This is a genomic window from Kitasatospora sp. NPDC087314, from assembly GCF_044744365.1.
In the GTDB taxonomy this organism is placed as follows: Bacteria; Actinomycetota; Actinomycetes; order Streptomycetales; family Streptomycetaceae; genus Kitasatospora.
Genome location: NZ_JBIUYE010000022.1, coordinates 15432 through 30052, shown reverse-complemented (window position 1 = coordinate 30052; position 14621 = coordinate 15432). Strand labels below are relative to the sequence as shown.

The 14621-nt window shown below is 68.8% G+C and carries 13 protein-coding genes and 1 pseudogene; 8 read left to right on the top strand and 6 right to left on the bottom strand.

Translation table 11 applies throughout. The annotated features are described in order from the left end of the window. The first annotated feature begins 63 nt into the window (after nt 1–63). Entirely contained in the window at nt 64–528 is a 465-nt protein-coding gene (locus tag ACIO5E_RS35990; protein WP_400676174.1) for a hypothetical protein, read from the top strand. A gap of 145 nt (nt 529–673) precedes the next feature. On the opposite strand, the pseudogene ACIO5E_RS35985 reads toward ACIO5E_RS35990, so the two are convergent. From ACIO5E_RS35985 to tgmA, 3 genes and pseudogenes are all read right to left on the bottom strand, one after another. After that, nucleotides 674–1552 (bottom strand): annotated as a pseudogene (locus ACIO5E_RS35985) (recombinase family protein); the annotation flags it as partial. Between the two features lie 357 nt (nt 1553–1909). Next, complete coding sequence (tgmB, locus tag ACIO5E_RS35980; protein WP_400676172.1) at nt 1910–2875, bottom strand: ATP-grasp ribosomal peptide maturase; 966 nt, start codon at nt 2873–2875, stop codon at nt 1910–1912. After that, nucleotides 2875–3177, bottom strand: coding sequence for a putative ATP-grasp-modified RiPP (gene tgmA, locus ACIO5E_RS35975; RefSeq protein ID WP_400676170.1), 303 nt, complete (start codon nt 3175–3177; stop codon nt 2875–2877). Before tgmA ends, tgmB begins: the two co-directional genes overlap by 1 nt. 178 nt (nt 3178–3355) lie before the next feature. On the opposite strand from tgmA, the gene ACIO5E_RS35970 reads away from it, so the two are divergent. Further along, nucleotides 3356–4012: a TetR/AcrR family transcriptional regulator gene (locus ACIO5E_RS35970; RefSeq protein WP_400676168.1), complete on the top strand. Its 657-nt coding sequence runs from the start codon at nt 3356–3358 to the stop codon at nt 4010–4012. 31 nt (nt 4013–4043) lie between these two features. Here the strand turns inward: ACIO5E_RS35970 and ACIO5E_RS35965 are convergent, their stop codons facing one another. The 3 genes from ACIO5E_RS35965 to ACIO5E_RS35955 all read right to left on the bottom strand — a co-directional run bounded on the left by ACIO5E_RS35965 (nt 4044) and on the right by ACIO5E_RS35955 (nt 7978). Further along, complete coding sequence (locus ACIO5E_RS35965) at nt 4044–6821, bottom strand: Tn3 family transposase (protein WP_400676166.1); 2778 nt, start codon at nt 6819–6821, stop codon at nt 4044–4046. Nucleotides 6822–7203: 382 nt separating this feature from the next. Next, entirely contained in the window at nt 7204–7650 is a 447-nt protein-coding gene (locus ACIO5E_RS35960; protein ID WP_400676164.1) for a nitroreductase family deazaflavin-dependent oxidoreductase, read from the bottom strand. Then, nucleotides 7634–7978, bottom strand: coding sequence for a hypothetical protein (locus tag ACIO5E_RS35955; RefSeq protein ID WP_400676162.1), 345 nt, complete (start codon nt 7976–7978; stop codon nt 7634–7636). The genes ACIO5E_RS35960 and ACIO5E_RS35955 overlap by 17 nt, the downstream gene beginning before the upstream one ends. Nucleotides 7979–8738: 760 nt before the next feature. On the opposite strand from ACIO5E_RS35955, the gene ACIO5E_RS35950 reads away from it, so the two are divergent. The 6 genes from ACIO5E_RS35950 to ACIO5E_RS35925 all read left to right on the top strand — a co-directional run bounded on the left by ACIO5E_RS35950 (nt 8739) and on the right by ACIO5E_RS35925 (nt 14620). Next, nucleotides 8739–9377 carry a ParA family protein gene (locus ACIO5E_RS35950; RefSeq protein WP_400676160.1) on the top strand — a complete coding sequence of 213 codons (639 nt, stop codon included), beginning with the start codon at nt 8739–8741 and terminating at the stop codon, nt 9375–9377. Continuing rightward, a complete protein-coding gene (locus ACIO5E_RS35945) occupies nt 9377–10543 on the top strand; it encodes a ParB/RepB/Spo0J family partition protein (RefSeq protein WP_400676158.1) in 1167 nt (388 codons plus the stop codon). The genes ACIO5E_RS35950 and ACIO5E_RS35945 overlap by 1 nt, the downstream gene beginning before the upstream one ends. Nucleotides 10544–11312: 769 nt before the next feature. Beyond that, on the top strand, nt 11313–11702 hold the full coding sequence (locus tag ACIO5E_RS35940) for a hypothetical protein (protein WP_400676156.1): 390 nt from the start codon (nt 11313–11315) through the stop codon (nt 11700–11702). Continuing rightward, nucleotides 11702–13471 (top strand): alpha/beta hydrolase, encoded by a 1770-nt coding sequence (locus ACIO5E_RS35935; protein WP_400676154.1) that lies wholly within the window; start codon nt 11702–11704, stop codon nt 13469–13471. The genes ACIO5E_RS35940 and ACIO5E_RS35935 overlap by 1 nt, the downstream gene beginning before the upstream one ends. Beyond that, complete coding sequence (locus ACIO5E_RS35930; protein WP_400676152.1) at nt 13468–14082, top strand: hypothetical protein; 615 nt, start codon at nt 13468–13470, stop codon at nt 14080–14082. The genes ACIO5E_RS35935 and ACIO5E_RS35930 overlap by 4 nt, the downstream gene beginning before the upstream one ends. 58 nt (nt 14083–14140) lie before the next feature. Next, nucleotides 14141–14620, top strand: coding sequence for a hypothetical protein (locus ACIO5E_RS35925; RefSeq protein ID WP_280685531.1), 480 nt, complete (start codon nt 14141–14143; stop codon nt 14618–14620). Nucleotide 14621 lies beyond the last annotated feature (1 nt).

Below are 14621 nucleotides of genomic sequence, written 5' to 3'. Positions count from 1 at the left end.
ACTCGGCCCGGCGCTTCCTGGAAACCAGTGCTGAGTCGTTGAACTCCGTGAAAGCATCGCTGGATGATCAACGCTGAGGACCTCGTCGGAAAACGCCTGCTGCAGGTGACGACATCCTGGCATCACTACCAGGAGGCCGAGCCCTCCCTCCTGCACATGTGGTTGCACATGGACGGCCTCGGTCCTGTCCGGTTCCACACGCCGGGCGATGGGTTGTCCATGGAGATCGACCAGCCCCACGGCCCCTACGACATGGACGAATACGGCCACACCACGGTCGAGGACGACCTGCCCGGCTTCCCTATGACCTGGTTCATCGGTCAGCAGATCCTCTCCGTCCGAGAGATCCGCTACCAGCATGGCAACTACGACTTCGCCGTCGGTATCACCGCCCAGTTTGCCAACGGCGCCATCCGCATCCTCAACCTCGCAGACGAAATCGTCCTGGCTCATGACCAGTACCTGGGTCCGGTTGAGGAGCATCTCCATGAGGCGACGACGGCCACGAGCCAGGATGCCTCGTCGTGAGTCGGAGCGAACTCACGGGTCGATCCCTGCAAAGCACAGCATTCGACCCGTGGGTTCCCGCTGAAGAGCCTTCAGTTTCCCTGAACCCACGGGGCTCTCGGGGTGCCGTTAACGATCGTGTCAGGAGCCGCAAACGGGCCCCTGGCTACTCGGCGGCTGTGATGCGGGTGGCGTAGACCCGGTGGGCCTTGCGCTCAGCCGGGCTGGCTGTGTCGGCGGCGAGGGTAGCGCTCTGCTGCAGTGCCGCGCGGTGGAGTTCGAGCGGGGCGGCGAGGCGGATCGAGTGGCCTTGGCCGCGGCGGATGGTCCGGCCGGTGGCGAGCACCTGGCGGACGGTCTCGTCGCCGACGGCGCGCAGGTGGTCGGCGAGCAGGCCGGGCAGGTCGAGCACCACCGCCGGGTTCGGCATTGATGTGGGCTGCTGGTCGCCGAGGTCGGCCGGGGCTGCGTCGAGTTGCTCGGGCAGTTCGCGGGCGCCGACGGCGTCAAGAACGCGGCGGATCGTCTTGGGCGCGACCCCGTACCGCCGTGCCAGGGCCTTGACCGCGGAGCCTTCCCCGTACGCCTTGACGACCTCGGCCACCGCCTTCTCACCGAGGGCTGCCGGGCGCCCGAGGGTCTTGCCGGCGGCCTCGGCTGCGGCGACGCCTTCCTTAGTGTTCTCCGAGATCATGTCGCGCTGGAACTCCAGGACCCCGGCGAGCATGGTGACGAACAGCTTGGTCTGCGGGTCGTCGGCCGCCAGGTCGAAGCCGGACCATGCGCCGGTCGCGATCTGCAGGTGCAGGCCGCGCCGCTGGAGGATCTCCCGGATCTGGATGACGTCCTTGGTCGAGCGGAACAATCTGGCGGCGTCGGCGATGCGGATGGTGTCGCCGACCGCCGCGTCATCGAGCAGCCGGCGGAACCCGGCGCGGTTGATCGCGTAGACCCGGGACGACGTGGCCGGGTCCTCGTACTTCGGGGCGCCGGACTTGAGCAGAGTGTCCAGAGCGTGGAGTTGACGGGCATTGGTCTGCTTGTCGGTGGAATGCCGCCGTTACAGACGGTCTGTCATGTTTCGTCCCCTCCAAGTCGTTTCGGTGGTCGCCGGAACGCGACTTTAAGGGGGCGGAATGGGGAGGCGCAATTACGGAGCGGAGCGGATTGGATCGCTGCCCCGAAATACCCTGATATGTCCACCTCTTGCCAATGGATCGGCGACCGGGGGCGAAATCGACCATTTCTGCCCCCACGCGTCATTCAACCGCAGAGTGAGCAATCCAGCTCACCCACCTGCTGGCTGGCTCATCTGGGCGCGGCCGATCTTCAGGCGGCAGGCCCATCTAGCGCCGGCGGCAGCGAGCTGGGACCATGCCGGCGCAGAGTTCGGCAAGCCAGTTCACGCTTCGGGGCCTTTCTGAAGTTGGTCAGCGATAGCGAGGGCGATCGAGTCGGTGATCGAGTCGGGTTGCCATGCCCACTGTCCGTTGGGGTTGCACTCAAGGAAGTACCAGTCACCAGCAGCCGTGACGGCGAAATCGAACGCGCCGAAGGCGAGTCGGTAGGTGGTGAGATAGGCGGAAACTGAGCGCGCGACCCGGGCGGGGACGTCGATCAGAGTGCACTCCATGAGGGATTGGCGCTGCCGCCAGTCGAGATCAGGACTGTCGATCCGGACCGCGAACAGCCGGTTTCCAACCGCCGTGACCCGTACGTCGAATGCCTTCTCCACCTTGACTTGGAACAGGTGGGGGCAGGCGGCCACCGCAGCGGTGATCTCGTGCGCGCGCACCTCCCGCACCCACACCTGTTGCGCCTGGCCGTCAACCTTGTACGGGGTGTTCCATAACGGCTTGTAGACCACTCCGCCGGTCTGATAGGCGACGAACTCCCGCGCTTTGTCAGGGTCGTTTGTGATCAAGGTACTGGGGACCGAGAAGCCGCTGCGCTGTGCGGTGGCGAGCTGGGCCGGCTTGTACTCCGCTGCCCGGTTGTTCCACGGGTGGTTCACGTAGTGGGCTCCGGGGAGCGACGCCAGGATGCCGCCGACGCCCCACAGGGATTGTGATCCGACGAACCGGCGGTCTTGTTCATCCAGTTCGCTTGGGCCTTGGAAGGGCGAGGGACGGCGTGTCCAGACAGAGCGAACTTTGGTGAGGTCGAGCTCTCGGCTTGGCGTGTGCAAGATGCCGCGCTGATCGCCTGTGCGATACGTGGCGGTCAACGCGGCACCTGCATGCAGGTCGACGCCGGGGTCGAGACGGACTACCGGGACCTGGCGTTCCGCGAGGATGCGCAGGACCAGGTCGGCGGTCACGTCATGGTGGTTAGTCAGTACCAGCGCCGACCCACCCGGGTCTGTCATCACCAGCCGCTGGGGTCGTGATCCGAGTCCGAGTCCGAGTCCGAGTTGTTATCGGAATCGTAGCTGTCAGGACCACTCGTGCTCGTGGAGTTCTGAGTGCTGCTGCTGGTGCTCGTGGAGTTCGAGGGGCTACTAATGGTCAGGTGGTTGCCGAGCTTGACCGTGCGGCCGTACTCGTCGATGATCACGGCAATCTGGGTCTCGGGGTCGATCACCGGGGTAAGCAGGGGAACCAGGTCGGTCTCGGCGTACGGCGCCATGCGGGTGGTGCCCCAGGGGGCGCCGTGGTCTCGCGTTTCCATCGTTCGACTCCCTTTCTTCCGACTGTTCGTACGGATGGCTCTCCCTCTGCTTGAGCGGAGGCCATCGGCGGGTCACCGCGACTTGTTGGTGCTCGCCACTACATTGCCGATTACCATATACGTGGTACCACACTTGGGGTAGTGCGGACAAGGTGCCAACGAGCAAGGATAATTGACTGTGAATCAGAATCGCCGGGACCTGCTGGGCGACGCGGCCATCGAGGTGCTGGCCGAGGCTGGCGGGCGCGGCCTAACCCACCGGGCCGTGGACGCAGCCGCGGGGGTGCCGCTGGGGACCGCGAAGAACTACTACCCGACCCGGGATTCCCTGCTGCGCGCGGTGGCCGAGCGGTGCGTGGAGCAGTACCACGCGATAACGGCGCAGGTGGCGGCCTCCGAAGCAGGGCCTGCTGACCGCGAGGGCCTGGTAGCCATGTTCCGTGGGCTGCTCGCGAACCTCGCCGGGCCGGGCCGACCCCGTATGCTCGCTTATCTGGAGCTGCAGACTGAGGCCGCCCGCAAGCCCTGGCTGTCAGCGATCCTCGACCAGATCGCCACCGCCGACTTCACGGGCTTCGAACTGGCCCAGCGGGCTGCCGGGCTTCCCGTCACCCCGCAGCGGGCCGCCAGCGTCACGCTCGCCCTGCACGGCGCCATCCTTCACCTGCTGGCGGACGGCCCCCGCACGCTCGCTGCCGCCGGTCTGGAGGACCCGGATCAGTTTGTCCGCAGTCTGCTGGATGCGGTGTATCCAGAGAGCCCGAGCGGTCGGCATGTGGTGTACGGCCGAAGCCTGCGGAACGATCTGACCCCCGCTCGTCCGGAGCACAGGTAGTGCTCAGTCGGCCGGACGGGCCCACAGCGACTCAGCGCCCGATGGCCCCTGGCGCCAGCAGGCTGGTCACCTTGGCGATCGCCAACGTGTCCCAGGCCCTGACCGAGCGGGCACGCGTGTGCTCCGTCTCGCGATCGGCGAGCAGGCCGTAGCGGTCGTCGTGGATCTGGACGGTCATCTCGACGTCCTCGCGCCGGTTGCTGGATATCTCCCCGCCCTTGCCGTAGTAGATCACCGCGTTCGCGCGGTTCCAGGACTCCACCACGTTCAGTCCCTCCTCGATCTCGCGCTGCAGGGCGCGGTCGCGCAGGTAGCGGGCCACGAAGATGGTCTTCTGGGCGCGACCGATCTCCAGCATCGCCTGGTAGGCGGGGTGGGAGGCGGCGCGGGTGAAGCGGGACAGGATCGCCTCGGTGGAGGCGGTCCCGGCGCGGATCGCGGTGGCGTACTTGATGACCTGGTCCCAGTTGGCGGCGATCACCTCCCAGCGGATCGGGCGGGTCATCGCCGCCGCCAGGTTCGGGTAGGCCCCGCTCTCCCCGGCCGCCGGCCGGTAGAGCTTGACCCGGTTGATCTGCTTGATGCGGGGCAGCAGGTCGACGTTCAGCAACCGCGTCACCCCGAACCCGATCTCCGACTGGCCGTGCGAGTCCACGTAGTTGCCTTCGAGGTCCATCGTGGTGCCGTGCCGGATCGCGCCCTCGACCATCGCGGCGACCTCCGAGGCGGAGGCCCGCAGCGTCTGGGAGTGCACCACCACCGAGCCGCGCTCGACGTGCCAGTACACCAGCACACCCCGGCCGCCGTAGCGCGAGTGCCACTCGGTGAACAGGTTCTGGTCCCAGGAGCGAAAGTGCGAGGAGTCCGAGGCCACCGCCGTCGACCCCGCGCCCCACAGCCCGCCGTCGCGGGCGGCGAAGGTGGCGTTCGCGATCTCCACCGCGATCTGGCGGGCCGACTCCAGGGTGAGGTAGCGGCGCCTGGTGTAGCGGATCTCCTCCTCGGTGTGCCCGTGCTCGCCGCCGGCCACCGACTTGATTCCGGTGTTGGTGCCGTAGGCGTGGATCGCCAGCATCAGCCGCTCGGCCAGCACCTCCTCCTCCAACGTCCGCGAGCCAGCCACCGAGGTGATCGCCTTCAAGCAGCCGGTACGCACGATCGCCTCCTTGAGCATGTCGATCAGTGGCACCGTGCTCCAGCGCCGCCCGACCTCGGCCTTGATCCGGCGCAGGTTGCGCGGTTCCTCCTGCGCCTCCGGGCCGGTGAACTTGATCGCGCCCGCAGCGCGCTCCTTGATCTCCAGCCAGTCCAGTCCCGGCGCCACCGCGTCCAGCGCGGACAGGGCCCCGGTCATCTCTCCGCGCAGCTGGTCGATGAACACGCCGCCGTCCAGGGGCTTGCGCAGCTCGCGATAGTGCTCGATCCGGCGGGCCTCGAAGTCGGTGGGCAGGTCCTCGTCCGGGTTGCGCCACCGGCCGGCGCCGACCACCCACACCTCCTTGCAACGCAGCTGCTCGCGCAGGGCCTGGAAGGTGGCCACCTCGTAGACCATCCGCACCACCCGCCGCCGGCCGCGCTTGTCCGCCCGGTACACGAGCTCCGCCCACTGCCCCTTGGTGCCCCGGTGCTCGGGCGCCGTCCCGCCCAGCGGGTAGTGGGTGGTGTTCCCGGCCTTTGCGTACCGCTCGACCAGGGCGAGCGCATCCGTCACCGGCCGGTGGGCGGAGTTGTTGGAGCGGAACTCCAGCACCGCCAGCAGCTCGATCAGGCCCTTGCGGTAGTGGTTGGTGTAGGACGCTTTCAACGTGGTCTGCACCGTGCGCCGGTACACCGGGCCCTTCGTCCGGTACTCGTGGACCAGCTCCTTGAGTGTCTGCTCGCCCCCGCGCACCGCCGGGAACACCACCTCGCGGACCTCGCCGCCCGGCTCGGCGAGCGAGGCCTCGGCGATCTGGAACAGCAGGTTCTCCTTGCCCGAGACCCGCTTGAAGGCGTTGATCAGCTCGTTGGTCACCTTCTGCTCGGCACGGGCGCCGACCCGGTGCACGGTGGCGATCAGCAGGTCTACCAGGCAGTCCGTCACCTCCCGCTCCCGTTCGACCAGCAGCGCGGCCAGCAGGGTGACCGCGGATTCCGGCGAGCGGCGGCGAAGGTGGGAGGGGGACTCGACCACCGCTCGCTGCCGCCAGCCGGTCAGCACCTTGGGCGCCACGTCCGCGAACAGCCCGGCCGGCAGGCCGATCGCCCGAATCGCTGTCAGCTTGCGGATCTCCCGCAGCATCGACTCCAAGCTGACGTTGCCCGGCATCGCCTTGACCAGCGCCAGCACCGACTCCTCGTCCTGGCTCTCCTGGTCGCCCGGCTCGGCGCCGTCCGCGTCCTCGGCCGCTTCCGGCGCGGTCGCCACCAGGGCCAGCACCCGCTCCCGCACCGGATCGGGCAGCCGGGCGAAGACCGTGGTGAACCAGGTCTCCTCCACGGTGTGTAGCGCGGAGCGGACCATCCGCGTGATCCGATCCGGTGCCGGCGGCTCGATGAACTCCTCCCGGCACCGTTTCAGCAGTTCCTCGCGTACCCGGTCCGCGTTCCGCTCGGCGTGCGCGACGTTGCCGGCCAGCCAGGCCGTCAGCTTCTCCGCGTCCTGCACCGAGCACACCCGAAAGCCCAGGTGCTCGCGGATCTGGGCACGGTGGTACTCGATCGTGCTGCCGGTCCACTGGTAGGACTCGAACTCGGCCGGCGGCACGTTCAGGCGGACCGCGATCTGGCGGCAGCCAAGTCCGGAGTCGAAACTGCCGAGAGCGCTCACCGCAGCAGGGTCGCCCGGGCCAGAGCGCACCTGACCCGGCTCCAAACACCAGGTCAGGGTGTACTGCTATCCGCACTCGCGGACGGCCTGCGGCTGTACGAGCACGTGCTGAAGCTGGCGGTTGACGGGCACACCGCTCAATACCCGCTGGACGAGATCGAGGTCCAGGACGAGTTCCTGCCCCCGTCGTCGCGGACGCCCTCGGCTACCACGACAAGACCACCAGCCGCCTCCTCAGAGAAAGCGGCGGGGCCTGGAGCCGATACGCCGCTGGCGACCGCAGCCGGTCACCAGCGGGCTGGACTCCACGGGGAACCCGCGACAGCTGATCAGGTGATCACACCAGTAAAGAGTCGAAGTAGGAAGACTTGCACACGCCCGGTCAGTGCCCGGTCGGCGCTGGCTCCAGCACGAACAGCGGGATCGCACGGTCGGTCTTGGCCTGGTATTCGGCGTAGTCCGGGTAGGCGGCAACGGCCCGCTGCCACCACTCGGCCTTCTCCGCGCCGGTGACCTCTCGCGCCGTCATGTCCTGTCGTACCGGCCCGTCCTGCAGCTCGACCCGGGGGTCGGCCTTCAGGTTCCAGTACCAGACGGGGTGCTTCGGCGCGCCGCCCTGCGAGGCGACCACGGCGTAGCGCCCGTCGTACTCGACCCGCATCAGCGGGGTCTTGCGCAGCTTGCCGGACTTGGCCCCGACGGAGGTCAGCAGGATGACGGGCATCCCCCGCAGCGTCGTGCCTTCCGTCCCGCCGGACGACTCGTAGGCCTCGACCTGGGTCCGCACCCAGTCGGCTGGGCTGGGCTCGTACTCACCTTTGAGTGGCATGCGTATCCGTTCCATCGCTCTCGGTGATGCTGGATCGACCCATGCTCCCACTCTCCCGACCGGTTCGGGCGGAAATCGCCGAGCGGATCCGCGCGACGGCGTCGGCCGGGCCGAAGTCGTGTTCCAGGCTCGGCAGATAGCCCGCAGGGTGGTCGGCGAGAGCCTGCTTCCGCCAGCCAACGGCCTTGCGCGTCGCCCCGATGAAACACCCCGTGACCACACCGACCCCGGTGGCCGCCGACGACAGGTGGACGCCCACGACAGGTGGACGGCGCATGCCCAGGGCTGCCGGCGGCGCGAGCGTCTGCAGCGTGAGGACCGCTCTCACGGGCTCCGTTCCGAAGTTCCTCCGAATCGCGCGGCCGACGGTATCCGCCAGCCGACCAGCTCATGCGATCTTGGGCGGAAGCCCAGCGCCGGAAGCGATCACAGCCGGTCACCAGCGGACAAGGCTCCTCGGGGAACCCGCGACAGTTGAATATGCGAGCCCACCGGTATCAGCCCCCCGGGGAGGAGACCAGCTACGGGCATCAGGACGGCGCGAGCCGTTGGCTGCCCCCCGCGGGTGCCGGGAGGAGACTCCCTGGCCTGGGACGACGCGGCGCCTTTGCAACTTCTTGACCAGGTGCGGTACCCGGAGATGCCAGCGGGCATCCAAGCTGCCGGGCCGTCACAAGGATCGGGACACCGTCCCACACGCCAGCACCGTACCGACGGCGAGTGTGCCAAGCCCACCGTGCTCAGAACAGCCACAGCAAAGGAGAGTCGCAGCACCCCGTGCTTCGATCCACATGCCCAGACATTCGCCTTTCACGCGTGTCCCCCCTCTGCCACACATACGTCGTCGTAGCTGCAGAGAACAAAATCAGGACCACTTCGAAGAGAAGCGTTCACCTCTCGACGCGGAATCAGATCCGATCATTGTGCTCTATGACACGCGGGTCGCGTCAGACTCCTAGCTGATCATCTGGAATGCTGTCCCAGTCCGCCGTCACGGCTTTGAGCGGCGGGCATTCCGAAGTACCGGGCAACACCGCCCGGGAAGCCCACGGAGAGAACGGAACATCATGAAGCCATCTGTGCTTGTCGTGTCCACCGACCCCCAGGGGTCCGCCGTCGTCTGGGCGGAGCGGGTGGGAGACAACCTGCCCTTCGACTTCATGGCGGCGCACGAGCAGGCCGATCAGCTGATCCACCTGAAGAAGACCGGCGCGAAGATCCACGTCATCGCCAACCAGAAGGGCGGCGTGGGCAAGACCACCACCACGGTCAACCTCGCGGCATGCACCTTCGACGTCCTCGGCGAGAAGGACGAGTACCAGCACATCTTCATCGATACGCCGGGCACTCTGGCCGACGAGGAGATCCTGCGCAGCGCGCTGGAGATCGCGGACGACGTGCTGGTTCCGATGATCACCGAGCCGCTGTGCTTCGACCCGACGGCCCGGACCATCCAGAAGGTCATCGAGCCGATGGACATCCCGTTCCGGATCGTCGTCAACAACTGGGACCCGCGGGACGGTCGGGCCGATCTCGAGGACACCGAGGCGTACATCACGGCGAGGGGGTGGCCCCGTGCCAAGACCGTCCTGCGCCGATACAAGATCCACTCGCGGGCGGTGGCCGAGGGGACCGTCGTCACCCAGTACAAGGAGAGCGGTACCGCCTACCGGGCGCGTGAGGACTTCTTCCGTCTGTCCCTCGAGCTCGGGTACGGGGGTCGCTGATGGCAGGCCGTCGTGTCTCCTTCGCCTCGATGGCCGCTGACCCGGTCGTCGACGCCCCGGGTGTGGACAGCAGCGCCAACGACACCCCGGCGCGGTGGATCCCCACCGCCAACTGCCTGCCGAACCCGCGCAACCCCCGCGACGAGCTGGGCGACCTCTCCGACCTGGCGAGCATCAAGGACCGCCAGCTGCAGAGCTGCCTTGCCGTCACCCCGGAGGCCTACCTGCGGCTGTGGCCGGAAGACCGTCAGGCGCTCGGCGCGGGCCCGCAGGACGTCGTCGTCGTCAACGGCAACCGCCGCCGCGCTGCAGCGCAGCTGTACGGGCGCGAGCAGTTGCTCGTCGTCGTGGATGACACGGTGGCGGAGTCCAAGGCGACCCTGCTTCGGGCGGCGCTCGACGAGAACATGGCGCGCAAGGACTTCGACCCGATCGAGGAGGCCAACGCGGTCCTGCTCATCGTGGCGCAGTACCCGACCGCCAAGGAGGCTGCCGAAGCCGAGGGCTGGTCCCAGAGCTGGATCTCGCACCGCAAGAACCTGCTGAAGCTCCACCCTGAGCTGCAGCGTCAGGTGCGGGCCAAGGCGCGTGGCGAGGAGGGCGTCTCCATCAACGTCGCCCGTCGGCTGGGGTCGGTGAAGGGCATCGAGGAGATGTCCCTGGCCGAGCAGATGGCGGAGCTGGAGCAGTTGCTCCAGGCCGACGCCGACGCGGTGGCCGAGAAGCGGGCGGCGAGGCTGGAGGCGAAGGCCGCGGCAAAGGAGGCGGTCACGGCGGCACCTGCCGTATCTGCCCCCGCCGCTCCGGCGCCGCAGGCGGCGGCCACACCCGCACCGGCCGCCCAGCCGGTCGCGGACGTGACGCCGGCAGCGGCGCAGCCGGTGGTTCCTCCAGCGCCCCGACCGGTGCCTGCCCCGCAGGCTCCGCTCGCGAGCGCTGGACCCACGCCGAGCGCCGACCGATTTTCCGCGGAAAATTCCGAGCCGCTTCCGATGCCGGAGCAGCGCGAGAAGCCGGCAGCCGCCACTGCTCAGGCAGAGCTCGGTGACGTCGACTGGCACAACGTCGAGGAACTGGCAGACGCCATCTGCCGCACCCTCTCGGCCGACGAGGCCTACCGCCTAGCCGACGCCCTGGCCAACCGTCTGCTGACGACCAGCAACTGACAGATCAGTGGTGTCCCGCCCCGCCGCCAGGTGGGGCGGGACACCACTGATCTTCGCTGGGCCCATGACGGGGTCACTGGGGTCCAACAAGCTCCCCAAATCGGACGATCAACCCGAGGCGCAACTGTCAGGAGCACGTGGCACGATGTCAACTGCTCCTTGACTCCTCAACAGCCCAGCAGTGCCAGCGAAGTGACGCCTCCGGCCAACAGCAGTGGAAAGCTTCCGTCGCCGACATCCCGTCAGTCAAGAAATGGCAAAGCCTCCGCTGCGCCGCAGGTCAGGAAGCGTCCTCCCCACACCCGCGGGGGTCAGCCAATCAGTGGCACGAAAGCGGCAACTGCCCCCGGTGTGATCGAGTGTCCGTACGGATGGGACTCGGCCGGCCACCGCATAGGCTTCCGGCCGGCCAAGGGTCTGTCACGGAAAGCGCAGTGGCTCGTCTTGAGGCCGATCCGGCGCGATCTCCCCGTCCGCGGGCGTGGCACGAGCCGTAGCCGCGGGCTTGAGGCGCCTTCTCTCGCGCCTCGTGGCCGGCCGACCCCTGTCGCACGCCACTGGTAGCCGCCGCACGCGGTCGGCGGCGCGGTACGGCTCATCGCTAGCGGTCCGCGTGACCGGTCCGCTCGGATGGGTCATGATCGCGGTCTGCTACGTTCACCTGCACGAATGAATCGCTCGGACGTGCGGTGATGCACACCGCAACACAGCCACGACCATGCCGATCCGTGGGCGGGCGCAGGCCGGCTGACAGGGGGGACCGGAATCCATGAACGCGTACGCAAGCTCGGACGGACCGGGAGGGCCCTTCGCCCCTCCGACGGCAGCGCCGCCGCTCGGGCCGACCTTCGGGGTCAATCCGGCCGACCTGGACCTGGCGGCCAAGGCCGCGAAGGAGAGCGGTGAGGCGATGCCGGGCGAGCTCAAGGCGATCCATCAGCCCTCCGACACGGCGGTCGCCGCGCTGTCGGGCTGGCAGGTCGGCGCCTCGCTGCACAACTGCACCGCGGCGTGGGAGGAGCTGCTGAACAAGCTGGCCTCCGAGGTCGACGGGATCGCCCTGAAGCTGAGCCAGACCGCGACCGACTACCGCAACGCGGACAAGAACGGCGCCTCGGGTCTGAAGCCTTCCGGGCTGTTCCCGCAGGGGACGCGCTGATGGTCAGTCTCGCCCAGCTTCGCGACGCCGACCTGTCCGGCCTGGCGCCGGCGGCGACCGCCTACGACACCCTCGCCACCAACTTCGGCAAGCATGTCGAGAACATGCAGCACGAGGTCCTCAAGCACGTCCTCAACGCGAACTGGGTCGGCAACGCCGCCGGCGCCGCCAACGCCTCGCTGCAGCGCACCAGCAATCGGCTGGACGCCGCGCACACCGAGATGTCGGCGGTCTCCGGGCTGCTGCGCGAGGCCTCCGAGAGCTTCCTGCTGGCGCAGTCCAAGCTGCAGGTGGCGTTGCAGGAGGCCAAGGATCTGGGGCTGACGGTCGCCGACGACGGGACGGTGTCCTGGCCGGCGCCGGCCAAGGCCGAGAAGAACGACCCGGACTACAACATCCCCGAGCGGGCGAAGGCGCTGGCGAACCGGATCTCCGGCGCCGTCACCGAGGCGGGCAACGCCGACCAGAAGATCTCGGCGCTCCTGAACTCCCTGACCGAACGCGCCCGCAACGGCACGGGGCTGGAGACGGACAAGGCGGCCGCCGACCTGAAGGCCGTCACGCAGCAGGGCGTCGACCTGATGGCCGCCGGCTTCCCGCCCGCCGGCGCCTCGCCGACCGAGGTCAACTCCTGGTGGCGGGGCCTGACCTCGGCCGAGCAGCAGCGGCTCATCGAGGGGCACCCGGACCTGCTGGGCATGCGTGACGGCATCCCGGCCGTGGCCCGGGACCAAGCCAACCGGCTGAACCTGGCCAACCTCATCACCAAGTACCAGCAGAAGCCGAACCCGACGGACGACGAGAAGCAGAAGCTCAACGGGTTCCTCGCGATCAGCAAGCGCCTGGAGACGGACAAGGACAAGCAGCCCCCGAGGCTCCTGATCGGGATCAGCGAGGAGGGGCAGGGCCGCGGCATCCTGGCCTTCGGGAACCCGGACACCGCGAAGAACGTCAGCGCGTACGTGCCGGGGCTGGGCACCAAGCTCAGCGACGTCGGCGGCAAGGACGGCGACCGCGCCCTGAACGTGCTGAACGCCGCGCAGAAGGCCGATACCGACTCCACGTTCGCGTCGATGGTGTGGCTCGGCTACGACCCACCGCCGGGCCTGGAGAAGCTCCAGGAGGGCGACACCCGGCCCCTTGAGGTGATGGACACCGACCGCGCCGCCAAGGGCGGCGCCGCCTACGACAAGTTCATGGCCGGGTTGCGCGCCACCCACGACGGGCCGCCCGCCCACCTCGTCGCCCTCGCCCACAGCTACGGCTCCACCACCGTGGGCCTGGGCGCGCAGATGAGCGGCGGCACCGGCGCCGACGACATCATCCTCGTCGGGTCCCCCGGCACCGGCGCTCAGCGGGCCTCGCAGCTGCACATCGACCCCAGCCACGTGTGGGTGGGCGACGCGGAGAACGACCCGGTCAGCCACCTGCCGTCCAAGGGCCGCGTGGCCAACGACATCCAGGGCGCGCAGCAGGGGGGCATGATCGCGGGTCCGATCGGCAGCGTCGTCAACGGCTACGTCGCCGACAAGATGTACGACTGGTTCGGCCCCGAGAACCAGCTGTGGTTCGGTCAGGACCCGGCCAGCGGGGACTTCGGTGCCAATCGCTTCGCGGTCGCCGACGGGCCGGAAATGTCGTTCGACTCCCATTCGAACTACATGACCGACCCCAAGGAGTCGGAGTCGAAGACCCTGGAGTCGGTCAACAACATCGGCCAGATCCTGGCCGGACAGTACGACCACGTCACGAGGCAGGACCACCGATGAACCACCGTTCCCGCCCCGCCCCGCGTCTGTCGGCGGCCCTCGCCGTCCTCGCCCTCGGTGCCACCGCCTGCACCGCCGGCGCCGGGGCGGGCCCCGGCCAGAGCCAGGGGAAGACTCCGGGCCCGCTCATCCCGCCCGCCCAGGCCCTGCAGAAGCTCGACTCCCTGCTGGCGGAGACGACCTCGGGCGTCCAGCCGGCGCTGCGGTACTGGGACGCCTGGCCGCAGGCCACCGTGCGGTACTCCAAAGGCCTCGACGAGCACTCCCTCGGCTACGCCGCGGCCTCCCGCGAGCGCCACGTGATGACCAAGGTGGCCCCCGGCAAGTACGACGCCCTGCTGGCCGCGGTGCGCGGCACCTGGCAGGCCAAGGGCTACCGGATCGACACGGGGCCCGCCAACCTGAAGGGCTTGTTCGCCACCACGGCGGACGGCTACGGCGTGAGCGTCACCATCCATCCCGCCGGGAACATCGACATCGGAGCCACCGTCAGCCCCGTCCCGGTGCCCGACGGCCGGGACCTGTTCGGCACCCCCACCCCCGACCCGGTCATGGCCAACGGCAACCCGGACGTCCTGCCCAAGTACGACGACCCGTACTGGTCGGTCTGACCGCCGCGCCCCGCCGGACCGCCTCCCGCCTCCTCGTTCCGAAAGCCTCCCCATCCCCATGACCCCCGAACAGGCCGTCCAGGCACTCGACGCGCTCCTCGACGAGGCAATGTCCGCCATCCGTCCCCCGCTGCGGTACCGGGACGGATGGCCGTGCTCCACCGAACGGACCGCGGGCCCGGACGACCACTCCCTGGGCTATGCCACCGCCACCCGCGACCGGTACGTCATGACCAAGGTCGCCCCGTCCAAGTACGGCGCGCTGCTGGGCATCACCGAACGCGGCTGGCAGGCCCGGGGATACCGGATCACCGCCGTCAACCCCCGCCAGCCCGCCATGTTCGCCTCCACGCCCGCCGGGTACGGCGTGTGCCTGCTCGTCGGCGCCGCGGGCAACATCACCTTCCAGGCCGGCGTCGGCCCCATTCCCGTCATCCGCGACCGCGACCCCTTCGGCACCTACGTCCCCGAGCCGACCCTGCCCGACGGACGCCCCGACATCCTCCCCAGGTACGAGGACCCGTTCTGGTCGCACTGAA